The organism is Enterococcus sp. VV15 (genome assembly GCF_005236045.1).
GTDB classification, from domain to species: Bacteria; Bacillota; Bacilli; order Lactobacillales; family Enterococcaceae; genus Enterococcus_B; species Enterococcus_B durans.
On sequence record NZ_QPTY01000008.1, the window covers coordinates 1 to 20,099 of the forward strand.

The following is a 20,099-nucleotide window of genomic DNA, read 5'->3' on the forward strand; positions in this document are numbered from 1 at the left end:
TTGTGGTTAAAAACATTGTACCGTAAAAGGGCTGTTACATGGCCTTTTATCTTTTACACAATTATATGGACTTTATCTGAATTTTTTACATTTTATTTCTGAAAATCTTTATTTTTAAAGGGTTTAAGTAACTATCTAAAAAAATTAAATAATTTTGCTAACAGATGGTTTTATGCTATTTCAAGCACTGTACTCTCAAAATTTGCAAAAAAAACTTGGAAAGCAAGTAAATTACTCTCCAAGTTACTATTTCTTATTTCAATATATTCTCTATTGCTAAAAATCACTCACTTCCATGTTTTCTAGCAATTCGTTTGGCCATCCAGATATCTGGCTTGTTCCAACCATTCGCATCCGGAATTATCCCAACGATCTGATAGCCAAGTTTCTCATAGAATTCATAAGGATGATCTTTCCTGTTTTGAATCGTTTCAAGCTTGCCAAAGGTATCTTCAAATAAGTCTTCTTCAATCGCCAAGCTTGTTTGCCCCTCCACATCATCAGTTCCTAAATAGACAACGATTCCTCCTTGTGAGGCAATCTCTTTTTCTAGATAACTCACTAGGCGTGTACCAATTTGTTGTTTACGGTACATACTTTCGACGACTAAGGGATGCAGTTCCCAACCAGTTTGACCATATTGTGGAATCGCACCGACAAAACCAATCAGCTCATCTCCTTCGATTGCAGAGACGGCGATCCTTTCATCTTCTAGCAGTCGCTCTACTTCTTTCATCGGCTGTTCACCGTATTCATCTGGCCAAGTCAATCTCAAAAGATCGGCTAATTGGTCACGTAAAACCAAATTATCACGATCAAACTCACTGATAATCATACCCATCCCCCCATTTCTGCCTATTTTAGCAGTAGATGGAAGAAAAATGAACAATTTTATACCAAAGGTTGTGAAAAGACCGTTCAGCTCCCCTGACAATAAGAATGGATTTTTCGAAACAGCTCTCCATGTTTTGAAAAATTCAGACTTATTTCAAGGAGTTGGTCTTTGAACACCGTGAATAAGGTTGTGAAAAGACTGTTCTGCATCAAGCAATAAGAATGAACAGAGAAAAACAGCTTCTCGTGTTTTTCATCTGTTTAGGCTTATTATTGAAGGTCAGCTCTTTGAACACTGTAGATAAGGTTGTGAAAGAAGCGATTTAGCCTGATCACTAGCGCAGAAAAAGAGTGTGAAACAAAAGTATTTCTTTTGCCTCACACTCTAGACACGAATAAATGGTGGGAGCAGAAACAGCTCCTTCGAAAATGGACTGAAATACACAAAAATTTGAAAGAAAATTTCATGAATCCCTTTTCGTTTCGCAGAGTCAAACTCTTCTGATGCCTTATTTGCTCGTTGCTTTTTCTTTTTTCATTTGCTTACTGCGTAATTGGCCACAGGCTGCATCAATATCCGTTCCATGTTCTTTACGGATGACACAGTTTACGCCATTTTTCTTCAGTACATCATAAAACTTCAATACATCAGCTTTAGGACTTCGTGAATATTGATCATGCTCACTGACAGGATTATAAGGTATCAAATTCACATAGACTAGTTTCTTTTTATCTTTCAATAAATCAGCCAATTGCTGTGCATGTTCAGGACGATCATTCACTTGGTTCAGCATGATATATTCGAATGTGATCCGTCGATTTGTTTTTTCCAAATATTCATCTACAGCTTCCATCAGTTTCTCGATTGGGAAGCTACGGTTGATTCGCATGATCGATGTGCGTACTTCGTTATTTGGCGCGTGCAATGAGATGGCTAGGTTTACTTGTAATCCATTGTTTGCAAATTCTTTGATCTTGTTCGCTAAGCCACTAGTTGACACAGTGATGTGACGTGCACCGATGGCCAAACCTTTCGCATCATTGATAATATATAGAAAGTTCATGACATTGTCGTAGTTGTCAAATGGTTCACCAATCCCCATGACTACCACATGAGATACTCGCTCGCCTTCTTGTCGTTCATCAAAATAATGTTGCACCATCATGATTTGTGCAACGATTTCTCCTGCTGTTAGATCACGATTTTTTTTCAACAAACCACTCGCACAAAATGTGCAACCGATATTGCAGCCGACCTGTGTCGTTACACAGACAGACAAACCATATTCTTGTCGCATCAACACTGTTTCGATCATGTTTTTATCAGGCAATTCAAACAAGTATTTGACTGTGCCATCTGACGCCTCTTGTACGACCATCTGTTTTAATGGATTGATAATAAACTGGTCACTCAACTTAGCAATCAAACCTTTTGAAAGATTCGTCATTTCAGAAAAATCTCTTACACGCTTTTGATATAACCATTCCCATACTTGTGCAGCTCGAAATTTTTTCTCGCCATTTTCTAAAAACCATGCGGTCAATTCTTCAATTGTTAAACCATAAATGGATTGTTTTTCCAAGATTATTTCCCTCTTTTTTTCAAAGTATCGCTACATACTATAACTGATTCTTCAAACTAATGCAACTCTTCACAAAATAAACACTATGTAAATAGATGATATGCGTCTTTTTGTTAAATAAAAAACACTCCAAAGATCTCCTTTACTAAGATTTTTGGAGTGTTCTTATTTTTTAACGCCAGCCCAAATCAGGCGCTACGTCTTTTACGATAGATTCTAGTAGATGCAGATTGTATTCGACACCTAGTGTATTTGGAATTGTGACTAGTACAGTATCCGCTTCTTTGATTGCTTCATCTTCTGCCAATTGTTTAACGATTTTATCTGGTTCACCGGCAAAAGTTTTGCCGAAAATCGTTGGATTGCGATGATAAGCTAAAAATCCTACTTGATCTGTTGCCTCGTCACCTAATTCACCGAATAACTGACGATCTAAATCTGTTGTGATCGGTTGGATAGACCGAGTCACCAAAGTCCTTGGTTCAAAATCATGTCCTGCTTCTTTCCAAGCTTCCTTAAATGCACGCAATTGTTTGGCTTGCTGGATATGAAATGGTTCTTTGCTTTCAAAATTGACGAGTGTAGAGGATTGTAAGTTCATTCCTTGTTTGGCTGCCCAAACTGCCGTCTCAGTGGAACCAGACCCCCACCAGATCCGTTCTCTTAATCCATCTGAGTAAGGTTCAATGCGTAATTTCCCTGGCCCTTGAGGAAACATCGGCATCGGATTTGGTTCGGCGAAAGGCTTGCCCTCTAATAATTTTAAAAATTCCAATGTCCGCTGACGAGTGATTTCCTTAATTTCTTCTTCACTGTAATCATAGCCAAAATATTTCCAACCATCTAAAACTTGTTCTGGTGAGCCACGGCCCACACCCAATTGCACTCTGCTTTGGGTGATAATATCCGTCAAACCAGCATTTTCCGCCATCATATAAGGATTTTCATAACGCATGTCGATCAAACCAGTACCCACTTCGATTTTGCTAGTTTTAGCACCGATAGCAGCCATCAGTGGAAATGGTGATCCAATCTGATCGGCAAAATGATGTACACGAAACCAAGCACCATCGATACCAATTTTTTCTGCTTCAACCGCCAATTCGATTGATTGCAGATATGCATCACTCGCCGTCTTGACTAGTGATCCTTCATCCATCCAGTGACCAAAACTTAAAAAACCAATTTTTTTCATTCCAGATTCCCTCCTTTTAACTAGCACTTACTATTTGTTAGCTTGAAGTGATTCTACTACTTTTTATTTTAAAAAACGAATAAAACATCTCGAAAAACACATTTTGTGAAAATACACACATATATAGAGAAAATTATTCCTTTTTCCACCATTTTCAAAGGGAAAACTACTCACTTTTTTCTACACGACAGAAAATCTATCCCATCATTTGTCAGTTATATCCAGTACGTTATCTAGATGATTCACAACAGTCAAAAATGATCTCCATAAAAAATACACTCCTTTTCCAAAAATCATTAGGAAAGGAGTGCTTTATTTCAGATAAAATCAATTTGTTATACTCATTGACTATATTTCAGGTAGTCACCCGTTGTTTTTCTCATTCTTGATCAGATGGCAGAGAATCCATCGGATCTTCTGTTTGTTCAATAAATACTTTACGTGGTTTACTTCCTTCTGATGGTCCTACAACTCCGTGAGCTTCTAACTCGTCGACTAATCGAGCAGCACGATTGTAGCCAATCCTAAACCGACGTTGTAACAATGAAATACTTGCTGTTTGCATTTCGATCACTAACGCCTTTGCTTCTTCAAATAGTTCATCTTGCGGTTGTTCTGCCGAACCACTTGTTTCTACTTCATCCGTTGGCATCATCTTTTCTTCATAATGTGCTTCTTGCTGATCCGTTACAAAACTTACAACTCGTTCAACTTCATGATCGGAAATAAAGGCTCCCTGAACACGGATCGGCTTATTTTCACCCATTGGTAAGAAGAGCATGTCCCCTCTTCCTAGGAGTTTTTCTGCACCATTTGAGTCAATGATCGTTCGAGAGTCGGTTCCACTTGAAACTGCAAATGCCATTCGTGAAGGAACATTGGCTTTAATGATCCCTGTGATAACATCTACACTTGGTCTTTGGGTTGCCAAGATCATATGGATTCCAGCGGCACGGGCCATCTGTGCTAAACGAATGATTGCATCTTCAACTTCATTACTTGCTACCATCATCAAGTCAGCTAATTCATCCACGATAACTACGATAAATGGTAATGTTGGATGCTTCGTTCCCATTTCAAGATTTTTTTGTTGTACAAATTCATTGTACCCGGTGATATTTCGAACCCCTGTTGCAGCAAATTTTTCGTAGCGCTCTTCCATTTCTTGCACTACTTTTTGTAGTGCTTGAGCTGCTTTTCTTGGATTGGTTACCACTGGTGTTAAAAGATGCGGTATTCCATTGTACATGTTCAATTCAACCATTTTAGGGTCGATCATCATCAATTTGACCTCGTGTGGTTTTGCCCGCATCAAAATACTAGTGATGATCCCATTGATTGCAACTGATTTCCCACTACCTGTTGAACCTGCCACAAGTAAGTGAGGCATTTTAGAAAGATCCGCTGTTTGTACCCGTCCAGAAACATCGCGCCCTAACGGAACTTCTAATAATTTATCTGGATGATTTGGCTGTGCTTCGATGATTTCTCTAAACGAGACCATGCTGATTTTGCTATTTGGTACTTCGATTCCTATCAATGATTTCCCAGGAATCGGTGCTTCCATCCGAACATCTTTCGCTGCTAACGCCAAAGCGATATCATCAGTCAAACTAACGATTTTGCTTACTTTGACTCCTACGGCTGGCTGTACTTCGAATTTCGTCACGGATGGTCCTAAACTCGCTTTCACTACTTTAGCATCCACTCCAAAACTTTGGAATGTCTGTTCTAATACGCCAATATTTTTTTCGATTTTCTTATACTCATCACTTTGGTCTGTCGTTTTTACGGAGTCTAACAAATCAATAGATGGCAATTCATAATCATGATTTTCCTGTTCCGCTTCGATTTCAAACTCTAACGCTGTTCCGTCATCTTCTATGCCTTCTTCCTCTATACCTGACATTGATGAGGAAGGTGATGGTTGCTGTTCTGTTTTCACAGAATTCGTTGACGTTGATTGAACCGTTCCCTGAAAACTGTCGATCGGCACAAAACTCAATTGTTCTGGTTCATCTTCAGAAACTTCTTCTTGATAGGAATGTGCCGGTTCTTCTCGACGTTTCTTTGATCGCCGATTTCCCATTTCTGCGATTTCCGCTTCTGCTGCTTCTTTTGCTGCCTGTTTTTTTGCTTCTCTAGCTTCTGCACGTTTTTTTTGTCGTTCTTCTTTTGCCGCTTGCTTTTGTGCCTGTTTAACTGGATCACCTTCCAATAATTCCTGAAGTCTTTCTCCCATTGCTTGCAGACCATCTAGCAATTGATACCCTTGAAGATTACTAAACAGGATCGCACCACCAACTAATAGTAGAAATGCCACAAAATAGCTTCCTGGTTGAGCAATCAAAAAGTACGTAAAATGATACAAAATTGCACCGATCATCCCACCACCAACATTATTGCCTACTTGACTTTGCTTAATGTCACTTACGAGCAAATCCCAGGTCGTACCTATGATATTAGGCTGACCGCTGTGTAATTTACCAAACAAGTGCGCATGAAGAAAAAGTAATATCCCTAAGTAAAAAAGGAGACCACCAAACCAGCGTCGACTCTTTCCTATTTTAAAGTCAGTGTTTTTGATAACAACCAAAAAACCAATAATGGCTAGTAACAAACACAGAATTTGATACGTATTTCCGGAAATGACTCGAAAGCCGTTTGCAACTAAAATACCTAAGAATCCCAATTTTAAAAAGCCGAAGACGGCAAATAATATCAAAGCAAAGCCTACACAGATCGCAAGAAGTTGTTCCTGCTGCTGTTTTTGCTTTTTCGTCTTTTTCTTTTTCTTAGCAGGACGTTTTTTCTTTGCCATTTTTATCCCTCATTTCATCAAGTTCCATTATACAAAAAAAAGCGAGGGAACAAAAGTTTTGTTTCAAAGTTTGGTTGTTTCTTTTATTTCGATGAAAGAATAATCATTTTGACGATGAAAAAACAGCTTGAAGTTGCTGTCCCTAAGGCCAACAGTTCAAGCTGTACTTATCAGATATTTTTCCCATTTTCTTGGATCACTTGTTGATACCAATAATAGCTGTCTTTTTTATAGCGTGTCAAAGAACCCTTCTGTGTTTCATCTTGATCCACATAGACAAATCCATAACGCTTTTGATAGCCATTTAGCCAACTTAGTAAATCTGTATAAGACCAAGTGCAATACCCTAACACTTCGGCACCATCAGAAATTGCTTCTTTGATTGCTTTGACATGACTTGAAAGATAAGCAATACGATAATCATCATGGACCTTATTGTCTTCAGTCAATTTATCGTATTCTCCTAATCCATTCTCAGTAATCAAAATCGGTGTACGATAACGGCTAGTAATTCGTCTCAAGGCAATCCTTAACCCTTCAGGATCAATTTCCCAATCCCAATTTGTACGTTCAACAAATGGATTTTCTACTTTTTTGTACATGCCCGGAACACCAGTCTCTTCTGACGAGCCTTTCTTCCCAGTCGTATTCATCTTCCCTGCACCCACACCATCTAATGGATTAAAGGCATTAGTTGCTGTTTGATAATAATTGATCCCTAAGAAATCTGGTTTTGCTGATTCAAGTAATTCAGCATCTCCTTCTTCGATTTTAGGTGCCCATCCTTGTTCTTCTAAGAATTTCATTGCAGCAATTGGATATTTGCCCCACATATAGACATCCATCCAATAATTTGCCATTAAGTCTTCTGCATTTTCGGCAGCTAAAATATTCTTAGGATCACTATTGATTGGATAATTTGGCGTATACGCGAAACTTGGACCAATCTTACCAGGCATCTCCAATTCATGGAATTTATTGATAACAGACGCATTTGCTAGATTCGCAATATGATTAACTTGATACATCCGTTTTGGATCAGTGACTCCAGGAGGATGTACAGCTAATAAATATCCTAATGAAGTGAAAATATTTTGCTCATTCAAGCTGATCCAATAATGGACTTTTCCACGAAATGCTTGAAATAACGTTTCTGCGTAGTTTGTGAAATCAGCAATGATCTGACGTGATTCCCACCCAGCATATTCATCTTGAAGTGCTTGCGGAAGATCCCAATGATACAGTGTCAACATTGGCTCAATATCATTTTTGATCAATTCATCGATCAGATTTTCATAAAAAGCTAATCCTTCCTGATTGACTTCGCCACGTCCATTAGGGAAAATCCTTGTCCAAGCGACAGAAAAACGATAAGCCTTCAATCCTTGTTCTTTCATCAAGGCAATATCTTCTTTAAAACGGTGATAATGATCTACGGCTAGATCGCCATTGGTCTCTTTAAATGTTTTCCCAGGGATACGGACAAAACGATCCCAAACAGATTCTCCTTTGCCACCTTCTTGCCATGCACCTTCGACTTGGTAAGCTGCTGAGGCTGATCCCCATAAAAAATCATTGGAAAATTCAGTTAACTTTTGGTGTTCCATAAACTTCTTCCTTTCTTGCTTCAATCCTTACCATGTAAGAATAACACGAAATCCCTTTCAATTCAAAATAGAACTTATCTCAGTAGAACAACTAAACAACAAATAATGATTTTCAATAGTATGTTTCGCTTGTATACTATTTTTTCTCTTAAGGTATAAATCTGCAATACTACTTTTTCGTTCATCCCATCAGGATCAAATCATCCGTTCGTGTTTCATCTGAAAAAATGACCATTATGGATCATCCCTGATTTGACTCATATTTTATGAAGGCACATTCTAGATCTTACATATCTGACTACTCAATATCTAGCTGATCCTATTTTCTTTTAAACATCCATAGGTTCTTCATTTGAATAGTATATAAAAGAGTTGGTATAGTGTACAATCTCTTTCTGTACACTATACCAACTCTTTTTTATGATGCACCTGGTGTCACATCTTCTCCAAACCATTTATCTGATATCTTTTGGAACTCGCCATTTTTTTCTAGTTGTGCGATTCCATCATTGATTTTCTTCACTAATTCATCATCACTTTTACGGGCACCTACTACAAAGTTTTCACTTTCATAGTCACCAGTCGTCATATTGAATTCATCTATTTCATTTTTTTGTTTTAAATAGTAACCCGCGTAAACTTTATCCATCAACAAGCCATCAATTCGACCGCTTTTCAAATCGATCAAAGCTTCGTTAAAACTATCATATAAGACCGCATCCTTATTTTTTACGATATCCTTCAAAGTTTTAGGTTGTCTTGTGAAGATATCATAACCGGAAGAACCGTTTTGGGCGCCAATGATTTTATCTTTCATCTGTGCAAAACTCGTAATTCCAGATTTCTTAGGAGTGATCAATACTTGGGAGTTCTCCATATATGGCTTTGTAAATTGAACTTTTTTGGCTCTCTCATCCGTTTTCGAATAACCATTCCAGATGAGATCGATCGTGCCATTGTTCAATTCAAATTCCTTCATTGACCAATCGATTGGTTGAAATTCAACATTGATGTCATATTCTTTAAAGACAGCAGTCGCAAGATCAATATCAAATCCTGTCAGTTTACCATCTTTATCTCGAAATCCCATAGGTACAAATGTATCATCTAATCCAACGATTACTTTTTTCTCTTCTTTGATTGTGGACCAATTATCTTCTGTTGTTTTTTTGTTTGTACAACCTGAAAGAAGGATGATTCCTGCAATGATTGCAAGTACAAAACTAAATTTTTTCATGACACATATCCTCCCTCTTACTTATTTGGAACAACTTTCACTAATTGATCACCGACATTTTCAGCAAAGACAAGATCATGCGTAACAATGATCTGTGTCACGCCTTCTTCTTTCAATGATAGAATCAGTTTTTCAACCTGTTGACGCAACTCTGGGTCTAATGCACTAGTTGGTTCATCATAGGCTAGAACTCGTGGGTTCATCGCAAGTGCTCGTGCAATTGCTACCCGTTGTTTTTGTCCTCCAGATAATTGATACGGATAATTGTCTAACAGATCGCTGATTCCCAAAGATGTGGCCAGTTCTTTTGCTTTTTTCGTATACTCTTCTTTTGACTGTTTCAACACCATTTTTGGTGCTAATGTAATATTATCAAAAATACTTAAGTGTGGGAAAAGTTGGAAATCTTGAAAAACTACACCAACAACTTGTTCTTTTGTTTTTAATTCAAATGGATCAAATGGTGTTCCATCTAAATAAAAGTTCCCGCTATCTGCTTTTTCGATTCCTGCCAAGATTCTTAAAAGGGTTGTTTTACCACCGCCAGAAGGACCAACGATTGCCATTGTTTGACCATCTGGAATCGTTAAATCTAGTCCGTTGATTACTTTCTTTTCTCCAAATGCTTTGCTTACTTTTTTTAATTCAATCATGTGCTTTCCTCCTAGCGATAATAGTTCAATTTTCCTTCAACTTGTTTCATGATGATTGTTAAGACTCCAGTTAATACTAAGTAGATGATTGCAACCCCTAGTAGCGGCAACAATGTAGCATCTCGTTCCATCGCAATCTTGCCGGCACGCATCACATCCCCTAATCCCAAAATGTAGATCAGTGAAGAATCTTTGACTAAATTGATTACTTCATTCCCAACTGATGGTAAAACGATCTTCGTTACCTGTGGAATAATGATTTTTGTGACAGTTTGAAATGGGCTTAGTTGTAACACTTGTGCTGCTTCATATTGTCCTTGAGGAATCGATTGGATACCACCACGGAATATTTCTGCAAAATAAGCGGCATAATTTAAAATAAATGCGATCAATGCAGCTTCAAAACGATCAAAGACGATTCCTATTGTTGGTAACCCATAGAATACAAAAATCAATTGAAGTAGCAAAGGTGTGCCTCGCATGATCCAAACATAAGTCTGTAAAATATAGCGAATCGGTTTAAAATGCAGAGATAATCCTAACGCTAAGATGATTCCTAATGGTAATGAACCAATCAAGGTAAAAACAAATAATTTCAAGGTTGTGAGAGCTCCCACTAACAATTGCGGCATTACTTCAATCAAATAATTCATTTCTTTCTTCCTCCTTTAAATAATAAAAATCCTCTTGACTCTCGTCAAGAGGACGTATAACACGTGTTCCCACCTCTGTTTGTTTCTTCTTCACAAAAGAAACCTCTAACAGTCGTTTCCAGAATTCAGATCGATCCAAATAAGATAATTTTTTTGCTTGGATAGCCACGAAAATAAAAAAAAGTCCTTTGATCAAACGATCAAAGGACGTAAATTACGTGGTTCCACCTTTTTTTGTCAGCACCTCACGGATACTAACCTTATCTGGTCATCTAACAACGACCGCAGCTATAACGGGCTTCCCGGATTTTCCTACTCTATTTCAGAAAATCGACTCCAAGATGTGTTTCACTATTAACTGCTATCTCTTCTCACCTACCAGAGACTCTCTTAAAACATTTAATCGCTACTTTTCTTTTCGATGTCGTTTGTTTTAACTTACGTGTAATTTACATGATTATTTTTAGTTTGTCAACTCTTTTTTATGATAAACTAATAAAAAAAGGAGGCGTCTTATAATATGGCACTTGCAACTGAACAAGAAGCCTACGAGTTGCTTGATCACTTAGGCATTTCTTATCAGAAAGTGGAGCATCCAGCAATAACTTCTGTTAAAAATATCCCATTTACTCTTCCAGGACCACAAGTAAAGAACTTATTATTAAAAGCCAAAAAAGGAAAACAAATCTATCTAGTTATCTTACCCGACGAAAAACAAGCAAATCTAAAACAACTTGCAGATCAACTAGAAGAAAAACGTCTATCTTTTGTCTCAGAAGAACAGCTCAAAGACTTATTAGGTGTTGCACCAGGCACAGTTACACCTCTCGCATTGATGCATGATAAGAATCATCTGATTAAAGTAATCATCGACTCTGATATCGATCAAAAAAGCACTGTCGGCTTCCACCCAAATATAAATACAACCACATTGATCCTAAAATTCACCGATTTCCTAACGATATTAACCCATTTAGACCATGAGCCGATTTATGAAAGGTTATAAAGGTTGTGAAAGAAGCGTTCAGCTCCGAGAAAATAAGCCTTAGATTTCTAAAATAGCTTCCCATATTTTGGAAATCTAAGGCTTATTGTTGAGGAGTTGCTTCTTGAACACCGCAGATAAGGTCGTGAAAAGAGCGCTTTGACCTGAGCAAATAAGAAGGAAAATCTCGAAATAGCTTTCCATATTTTGAGATTTTTTGACTTATTGTTGAAGGTCAGCTCTTTGAACACCGCGGATAAGGTCGTGATAAGACCGTTCAACTCCGAGTAAATAAGCTGAAATTCAAAAAATTGAAAAACAATTTCATGAATTTCTTCTTACTTCTTGGAGTTGAACACTTCTGTTCTGATTTCTTATTCTCTATTTTTCCATGGCTGCTTTTAGTGCAGCTGCCAGTGGACTTTCCTCTGGTTCATCTGCTTGAGAATATTTTTTTATCAATCGACGTTCTTCATGTTTGGTCATTTTTTTCTTCTGTTCTTTTTTCCCTAGCATTTTCTCCGTTGTACCATCATATTTGCAACGGAAATAGGCACCATTTTTACCTTCAATAATTTCCATTTTACGATGACATTGTGGACAACGATGATTGGACACTTTGGGATCTTTTCGACGACGATAATCACAGTCTTGATTGGTACAAACATAGATTTTTCCATCGCGCGTATTTTTTTCGCGGAGATTGGCCCCACACTCTGGACACTTCTTTTGTGTGATTGAGAAATCTTGATACGTTTGCTTACTTGTTTTAATTTCCTGAACTAAACGTTTTGTTTCTTTTTCGATTTCTTTTAAGAAGTGTTCTGCCTGTTTTTTACCAGCAGCAATCGCCTCTAGGTCTTTCTCCCAACTTTCAGTCAATTCTGGAGAAACGAGTGAAGGATTCACCAACTCTAATAATTGTTTTCCTTTAGGAGAAACTTGTAAGCCTTGTGGAGTACGTTCCATCAATTCAGATTTGATCAGCTTTTCGATAATCTCTGCCCTTGTTGCTGGTGTACCCAAACTATATTTTTCCATTTGACCTAAAAGACTCGCTTCAGTCAGCGGTTTTGGCGGTGCGGACAGTTCTTTTTTGATCGTAAAATTCGGTTGGATACGTAGTCCTTGTTGCCAATCAAACTTACTTGCTTCCTCTTGGCTTACTGTTTTCCACCCTGCTTGTAATACTTTGGTTTGACGGAAAATAAATTCATCTTTGTCAAAAACGACAGTAATTTTTGTCTGGCTCACTTTATGTGGTTCTGCAAATAACCCTAAAAAGCGGGTCACGATCATTTGATAGATTTTTTGTTCTTCATTACTTAGTTTTTCATAACGAGGACGTTTTTCAGTAGGCAACAACGCATGATGGTCAGTTACTTTATTATCCTGAAAGACTTTGGTTTGACGGACTACAGCCCCGTTTTTTAGATATTGTTTGACCTCTGGAGCAAAATCGCTGACCGCTTGCAACCGTTCACTCATTGTAATTTTCATATCATTCGTCAGATATTTGCTATCTGTCCGAGGATACGTTACGATTTTATGTGTTTCATACAAACTTTGGACTAACCCCAACGTTTTCTTAGCAGAATAGCCATAACGCTGATTTGCTTCTCTTTGGATCTCTGTTAGATCATAGGGTAAAGGTGCGCTCTCAGTCTTCGTTTTCTCTTCAATAGATGAAACGATTCCTTTTTGTTGGCTTAAACGTTGAACCAGTGCTTGCGCTTCTTCCTGTGACTTCAACGCAAATTGATTTTTCTGAGCCATTTTTGCTTGTTCTTTTTCTACATTCAACAAAATCGAAAAATATGTTTGTGGTTTAAACGTTTCGATTTTTCTTTCTTGGTCTCTTACCAACGCTAATGTAGGTGTCTGTACACGACCAGCTGATAAATTATCTTGATATTTCACAGTCAATGCACGAGCAACATTCAAACCAACCAACCAGTCTGCTTTTGCTCTAGCTAATGCTGAATCATATAGTGTATCATAAGCTTTAGCTGGTTTTAGTTGCTTGAATCCAGTCTTGATTGCTTTGTCTGTCTGTGAAGAAATCCAAAGTCTTTTCACTGGTTTGTTAAAATGTACATACTCCAAGATCCAACGAGCAACTAATTCTCCTTCTCGTCCTGCATCAGTCGCGATTACCACTTCTGAAACATCTTTTCGTTGAGCTAATTGTTTGATTGCTTTCAATTGATGACCTGTTTTTGGTAATGGTTTGATGCCTAACTTTTTAGGAATCATTGGTAATGTTTCCATCTGCCAACTTTGCCATTCTTTATTCAGGTCTTCTGGCATTTTTAACCCCAGTAAATGACCAAGGGCCCAAGTAACGATCACCTTAGGTCCTTCGTAATAGTTTTTGTATTTTTGATTAGCACCAAGCACCTTGCTTAGGTCTTTCGCAACGCTTGGTTTTTCCGCTAGAATTAGTTGTTTCATAAAATTCCTTTCTGCTTTCTAAGGTGATTGGTTGATGATTTTTCAATAAAGCCAATCCTTTATATTGTTGTAGATCATCATCACACTCTTCACACCATCGTTCCTCGCCATCATTCCAGAAGGCACTTAGAAAGTTGCTTTTTGCATTGATATACTCATATTGATTTTTGATTGTAAGCCATTTTTTTTCATACTCTGCTTGTGCTTCTTCAAAAGAATCAAATGACTCTTCGATTTCAATATCGTCTTCCCAGTTTTCAAAAAACCACCAAGGCTCATTGTCACCGAACATGATAACTACTTGATACATATTCGTACTCCTTTTCTTCGCTTTTTCTTAGACTCATCTTAGTCACTTTTCAAGAAAGTTGCAAGAATTTTCTCTTATAAAAGGGACATTTTATGAAGGGACTAAATATAAAATAACGATTGTTTCATTTACTTGGTAAAGTTGCAATAAAATCATTGATCATCCAAGAATAACTGTCTTCAGGAGAGACTTTTGGTTCCTTAGTGAAATAGCCCAAAAATCGTAGAGAAAGATACCCATGAATCATACTTCTCAATTCTCTACTACGATGTGTTTTTTCTTCTTTTGTTAACGGGAATGAGTCAAAAATTTGAAGAATGATCTGGTTTGTTTCATGTATCCCGTCCAATAGTATTTCCTCATTTGTATGCGGAATACTGATCAGTAATTCGTAAACAGCTTGATTCGCAAACGCAAAAGATTGATAGATCTGCGCATAGATGCGTAAAGCCTCTGCTCCACTTTTCCCTACTAATGCACGACGTAATTCATCATTGAGTTCTTGCAGTAATCTCGCTGTCAAAGCCGTCTTTACTTCACGCATATTTTTAAAGTGGTTATACAATGAAGGCGATTTGACATCCAGACGTTTAGCTAAATGTTGAAACGTGATTTGTGGAACATCCATCTCTTCTGCTAACTCACGGAAGCAGGCGATGATTTTCTCTTGAGATAGATTTCTTTTTTTCATTTCTACGGTCCTCTCATAAGTTAAATCCTCAACAAAATAAGTTTACCATGAAAAACCAAGATAAAAAAGAGAGTTTCATTGATAAACTACATATTGTAGTTTATAATAACTAACTGTAAATGGAATTTTTCAGAAAGAAGGATATTGCATTGGCCACACAGATAAAGGAAAAATTGTTTAGAAAAAGAGAGCCATGGGAGCAAAACTTGTTTGTCTTATGGTTTGGTACATTTATGGCAGGTATTGGTTTTAGTCTAGTCATGCCTTTCATGTCACTTTACATAGATACTTTGGGATCTTATACTACATCGCAGTTAAATTTTTGGAGCGGTATAACATTTTCTTCTACTTTTTTAGTTACGACACTCATCTCACCTTGGTGGGGAAAATTAGCGGACCAAAAAGGCCGAAAATTGATGCTTTTACGTGCCTCATTAGGGATGGCAATCGTGATTTCTTTAATGGGCTGTGTCACAAGTGTCTATCAATTAGTCGCTCTACGTTTATTACAAGGAATATTTTCAGGTTATATCAGTAATGCAACTGCACTCGTAGCAACAGGCACTCCCAAAGAAAAAAGCGGACAAGTATTAGGTACTTTGGCTACTGGTTCTGTTACTGGAACTTTACTTGGTCCTCTACTTGGTGGAATCTCTGCTTCTGCGTTTGGTTATCGTCCAACTTTCTTCATTACTGGGATCATTTTATTCTTCGTTTTCTTATTAAGTCTCTTCTTTGTTCATGAAAAATTCGTACCAATCAAAAAAGAAGACATGTCTTCTGCCAAACAAATTTTCAAAGATTTAAAATATCCTCATGTGGTGATCGGCATGTTTGTGACTACAATGATCATACAAGCATCAAATAATTCGATCAGCCCAATTATCAGCCTGTATATCCGACAGTTACTGAATGGTCATGGAAACGTGACATTGATCAGCGGTATTATCGCTTCGATTCCCGGGATTGCGACATTGATTGCTGCCCCTCGTTTTGGACGTTTGGGTGATAAGATCGGTAGCGAACGGATTTTAGCTATCGGATTAGGATTCGCCATTCTCGTTTATATTCCAATGGCCTTTGTTACTAATGTTTGGCAACTTGCTGGACTTCGCTTCTTGATCGGTATTTCTGATGCGTGTCTTCTACCAGCTGTTCAGGCGTTGATCACGAAATATTCTCCTCACAATGCAGCAGGCAGAATCTTTAGCTACAATCAATCTTTCCAAGCAACTGGGAATGTCGTAGGCCCAATGATCGGTTCAAGTGTGTCTAGTGTGTTTGGTTATCGTGGTGTATTTATTTCAACCTCTGTACTTGTTTTATTAAACTTCTTACTAGTACGTCATAATACACAGGAAATCCAGAATGACGCACAATTGCAAGAAGACACCACACAATCGACAGTCTCGCATCAACATAGCACAAAATAAACAAGAGGTCGTGAAAAGGCTGGTCTGCATCAAGCAATAAGAACAAACAGAGAAAAACAGCTTTTCATGTTTTTCATCTGGTTGGGCTTATTGTTGAAGATGCAAGCTTTTGAACACCGTGGATAGAGGTCGTGAAAAGAGCGCTCTGACTTGATGAGAAGTTCCCCTATACCCCACATCACCTATTGACACAAAAAGCAGTTGAGACATCGTAGAATGTTCTAACTGCTTTTTTATTTTATTCTCAAAATGCTACTACTAACATTTTTTCTACATTTTCTTAATTATACTTGTTCGGATAAATCACAAGCGTTACCAAATATAGGCAACCGTTACTTCCAATTACAGTAAAAGACTGTAGACAAATAATTTCTTTGCCTACAGTCTACTAAAAGGAGACAGCCTTCTCTTGCTATTCAAGGTTTAATTACTGCTGTGATTAAACATATTGTAAAACTTTTGTTTCTTGATATGCATGGTCGATCAAACCGCCACCTAGACATTCCATTCCATCATAAAAAACGACAGCTTGTCCTGGAGTGATTGCTCGTACAGGTTCGTCAAATACTACTTCTGCACGGTTTCCTTCTAACAAACGTACAGTTACCGGTACGTCTTGTTGACGGTAACGGAATTTTGCGGTACATTTGAATTCTTTAGGCATGTCTTCATTTGTAGTGAAGTGGATTTCACTTGCATCAAGACTTGTAGCATACAAAGCTGGATGATGGAACCCTTGTCCTACATATAGCGTATTCGTTGCTAGATCTTTTCCAACGACAAACCAAGGTTCTTGTGAAGCTCCGCCGCCACCAATTCCTAGTCCTTGACGTTGACCAATCGTATAGTACATCAATCCTGCATGTTGACCTTTGACTTCACCGTCTAGTGTCACCATATTCCCTTTTTTGGCGGGTAAATAGTTACTTAAAAATTGTTTGAAATTCTTTTCACCAATAAAACAAATACCAGTAGAGTCTTTCTTCTTCGCAGTCGCTAACCCTGCACGTTCTGCAATAGCACGTACTTCAGTTTTTTCCATTCCACCTAGAGGAAAGAGTGTTTTTGATAATTGTTCTTGTGATAATTGACTAAGAAAATAGGTTTGATCCTTATTATTATCTACACCGCGAAGCATATGCACAATACCATTTTCATCACGTGTTACTTGCGCATAATGACCTGTTGCTACATATTCAGCACCTAGATCCATGGCATAATCTAAGAAAGCTTTAAATTTGATTTCTTTGTTACACATTACATCAGGATTCGGTGTTCGGCCAGCTCGATATTCCGCTAAGAAGTATTCAAAGACACGATCCCAATATTCTTTTTCAAAATTAACAGAATAATAAGGAATGCCGATTTGTGCTGCTACTTTCGCAACATCTTTATAGTCTTCGGTCGCAGTACATACGCCATTTTCGTCAGTATCATCCCAGTTTTTCATGAAGATCCCGACTACGTCATAGCCTTGTTCCTTTAACAAAAGTGCTGTTACAGATGAGTCAACTCCGCCACTCATCCCAACGACAACGCGTGTTTTGCTGTTGTCTGTCATGATATCACCATCATTTCAATTAGATTTTCTGAAACATCTACGAGTTGAAGGTCGCAACTTTTCAGTATTTTACATTATACGTCATATTTTTGAAAATTTCATCCTTTATTTCTCACACCTTGAACAGACCCCATCATATTAAAAAATGAACAACTCATGATTTGAACGGACAACTTTTTTATGTAAGTATCTACGATTCACCAGTAGCAACTATTTTTTTCAATAGTATTTTTAATTAAGAACATTTGTCTTTTTTAATCACTTACCATTGTCAACTTGTAGTTATCACCCAAGAATCCAAATAACAATATGAAAATAGGCCGCAAATGCATAATTGATCCCCAGAAGTATCCATTTAGCTTTTCCATTATTGAGTGTTGTCGAAAGAGTCAAACCAATTAAACCTGAAATGTTAAGAATAACCATGTATCCAAGAGTATCCCACCCCCATCGACCTCCATAAATGATTATTTTGTAATTAAGCACGATAAACAAGCCAGTTGAAAGAACCATTGGTATCCCTAAACAAGTGATTACTACCCATTTCTGCTCATATACTTTCAGTACCCAGATTGATAGTAGCAAATAGGCAACTATTGCAAGTAACACAGCAGGGCTTTCCCACAATAATAAGCCGATGATATATATAGACAACACATAAATACTACTAAAATGGACAACTGCAGTTAGCCTTTTTAAAAATTTTGAATGGGTGCCTGTAGCAAAAATAAAACTGATACCACTGAGTAAACAGGAAAGATAATAGCCAGCTCCTACACTTACCTCTAGAAGATGAAGCAACTAGAAGGATCCATGAATATTCCTAAACCGAATAACTAGCATCACTATCAATGCCAGTAAGAAAACACTGCCGATTAAGAAATACTTTGAAAAATTCGTGCATGTTTTACTGTTTATTGGAAACATTAACATCACTCCTTTAAAAAAATTCATCCATTTAGCTATTTATTATTTTGTATACGTCTCTATCACACACCAGAGAGCCCCTAACATGGATAGTCATAAGCCAACTAACTATGCGTTCATTTTTGGTCATCCATTTCATTTTGCCCAACTTCATTTCAATTCGATAAATATAAAAACCAATTGCTCCCTAACACACAGAACAAATTAAGGAAGATAATGCTTCTTTTTAACCACTGAGGCTCAATTTTTGTGGAAATCATTAAATTAGCACTGCCACTCATCCAGTATCCTGCCATAGTCAGCGCAAGAAAAAGTGGGCTCTCCTTCATAAACGGAATAAAATAGAAGCTCGTAAATAGAAGCGTGATTGTTGATAAAGTCAAAGAAAGCTTAGTATACGTCTTACTTTTTAGTGAAAACATAAAAACAACTCCTTTTTCAGTTTTCTTTTCTTATTCATTTTAAAAATAGTTCAAATGCTACTACGAAAAAATGAACAATATTCGACATTGTTGCAAAGAGGTAATTCATTACTAGTAGTAACCATCTCCACTTTACAGTCTTTATTTTTGTTGAAAAGTAAAGTCCAATTAAGCCTGGAACGATTATGATAAACATAAAAACAAAACTCACAGGACCTGGATAATCAAGATACACCTCTATCACACACCAAAGAGACACTGACATGGATAGCCATAAGCCAACTAAATACGCCTTCATTTTCATTTATCTCCTTTCAATTGATAAACATAGGATTGCGGTCATCTGCGAAAGAGTCATACAAGCATTTATCTGAATAAAAAACGACTCTTTTAGCGCCTTTTCGAGAAGCAAACAATTCGATCATTACATCAAGGATCAGCAAATTTCGCAAACTTTAAAACGTTATCTTAAATAAAAATATCCTTATAATTTAATAACAAAAAAATTAACAAGATAATTATATATGCAAAGCTTATTCAACCCTTTCTTTTATTAATTACTCTGCTAAGAATCAACAATCATAGTCATTAAAATCAGCATTTTTATCATATGTTCGAAATAAATACGTTTACCTTCGGATTTAAATTTATTTTATCTCCACTGTTATGTCGCTCCTTTCGCCTTAATTAAAAAACACATAAAATTTTATTTGAGTCCGCTTATTTATTTTTT

General features: G+C 37.3%; 13 protein-coding genes, 3 pseudogenes and 1 other annotated feature. Of the genes and pseudogenes, 2 read left to right on the forward strand and 14 right to left on the reverse strand.

Going from position 1 to position 20,099, the window contains the following annotated elements; genetic code table 11:
- Positions 1–283: 283 nt before the first annotated feature.
- The 9 genes and pseudogenes from aac(6') to DVW83_RS04620 form a co-directional block, all read right to left on the reverse strand.
- Positions 284–835, reverse strand: a complete 552-nt coding sequence (gene aac(6'), locus DVW83_RS04585) for an aminoglycoside N-acetyltransferase AAC(6')-Ii (protein WP_104661852.1) — start codon at positions 833–835, stop codon at positions 284–286.
- Between the two features lie 508 nt (positions 836–1,343).
- Positions 1,344–2,417, reverse strand: a complete 1,074-nt coding sequence (gene rlmN / locus DVW83_RS04590) for a 23S rRNA (adenine(2503)-C(2))-methyltransferase RlmN (RefSeq protein WP_081134119.1) — start codon at positions 2,415–2,417, stop codon at positions 1,344–1,346.
- A 172-nt stretch (positions 2,418–2,589) separates the two neighbouring features.
- Positions 2,590–3,612: an LLM class flavin-dependent oxidoreductase gene (locus DVW83_RS04595; protein ID WP_104661853.1), complete on the reverse strand. Its 1,023-nt coding sequence runs from the start codon at positions 3,610–3,612 to the stop codon at positions 2,590–2,592.
- 379 nt (positions 3,613–3,991) lie between these two features.
- A pseudogene (locus DVW83_RS16095) lies at positions 3,992–5,503 on the reverse strand (DNA translocase FtsK); the annotation flags it as partial.
- Between the two features lie 203 nt (positions 5,504–5,706).
- Positions 5,707–6,433, reverse strand: a pseudogene (locus DVW83_RS16100) (cell division protein FtsK); the annotation flags it as partial.
- Between the two features lie 170 nt (positions 6,434–6,603).
- Positions 6,604–8,040, reverse strand: coding sequence for a glycoside hydrolase family 1 protein (locus DVW83_RS04605; RefSeq protein ID WP_104661855.1), 1,437 nt, complete (start codon positions 8,038–8,040; stop codon positions 6,604–6,606).
- Between the two features lie 418 nt (positions 8,041–8,458).
- A complete protein-coding gene (locus DVW83_RS04610; RefSeq protein WP_104661332.1) occupies positions 8,459–9,277 on the reverse strand; it encodes an amino acid ABC transporter substrate-binding protein in 819 nt (272 codons plus the stop codon).
- 17 nt (positions 9,278–9,294) lie between these two features.
- On the reverse strand, positions 9,295–9,930 hold the full coding sequence (locus tag DVW83_RS04615) for an amino acid ABC transporter ATP-binding protein (RefSeq protein ID WP_081134115.1): 636 nt from the start codon (positions 9,928–9,930) through the stop codon (positions 9,295–9,297).
- 11 nt (positions 9,931–9,941) lie between these two features.
- Entirely contained in the window at positions 9,942–10,583 is a 642-nt protein-coding gene (locus DVW83_RS04620) for an amino acid ABC transporter permease (protein ID WP_104661333.1), read from the reverse strand.
- Positions 10,584–10,783: 200 nt separating this feature from the next.
- Positions 10,784–11,014 (reverse strand) — a binding site (T-box leader).
- A gap of 89 nt (positions 11,015–11,103) precedes the next feature.
- Here DVW83_RS04620 and DVW83_RS04630 point away from each other — a divergent pair.
- A complete protein-coding gene (locus tag DVW83_RS04630) occupies positions 11,104–11,589 on the forward strand; it encodes a prolyl-tRNA synthetase associated domain-containing protein (protein ID WP_104661334.1) in 486 nt (161 codons plus the stop codon).
- A 360-nt stretch (positions 11,590–11,949) separates the two neighbouring features.
- On the opposite strand, the gene DVW83_RS04635 is transcribed toward DVW83_RS04630, so the two are convergent.
- From DVW83_RS04635 to DVW83_RS04645, 3 genes are all read right to left on the reverse strand, one after another.
- Entirely contained in the window at positions 11,950–14,022 is a 2,073-nt protein-coding gene (locus tag DVW83_RS04635) for a DNA topoisomerase III (RefSeq protein WP_104661335.1), read from the reverse strand.
- Positions 13,955–14,332 carry a DUF1033 family protein gene (locus DVW83_RS04640; RefSeq protein ID WP_005880198.1) on the reverse strand — a complete coding sequence of 126 codons (378 nt, stop codon included), beginning with the start codon at positions 14,330–14,332 and terminating at the stop codon, positions 13,955–13,957. The genes DVW83_RS04635 and DVW83_RS04640 overlap by 68 nt, the downstream gene beginning before the upstream one ends.
- A 124-nt stretch (positions 14,333–14,456) precedes the next feature.
- A complete protein-coding gene (locus DVW83_RS04645; protein WP_005880196.1) occupies positions 14,457–15,023 on the reverse strand; it encodes a TetR/AcrR family transcriptional regulator in 567 nt (188 codons plus the stop codon).
- A gap of 149 nt (positions 15,024–15,172) precedes the next feature.
- Between DVW83_RS04645 and DVW83_RS04650 the strand changes: the two genes are divergently transcribed.
- A complete protein-coding gene (locus DVW83_RS04650; RefSeq protein ID WP_104661336.1) occupies positions 15,173–16,456 on the forward strand; it encodes a multidrug efflux MFS transporter in 1,284 nt (427 codons plus the stop codon).
- A gap of 439 nt (positions 16,457–16,895) precedes the next feature.
- Here the strand turns inward: DVW83_RS04650 and mnmA are convergent, their stop codons facing one another.
- Complete coding sequence (gene mnmA, locus DVW83_RS04655) at positions 16,896–18,017, reverse strand: tRNA 2-thiouridine(34) synthase MnmA (protein WP_104661337.1); 1,122 nt, start codon at positions 18,015–18,017, stop codon at positions 16,896–16,898.
- A 285-nt stretch (positions 18,018–18,302) separates the two neighbouring features.
- Positions 18,303–18,944 (reverse strand): annotated as a pseudogene (locus DVW83_RS04660) (hypothetical protein).
- Positions 18,945–20,099: the final 1,155 nt, after the last annotated feature.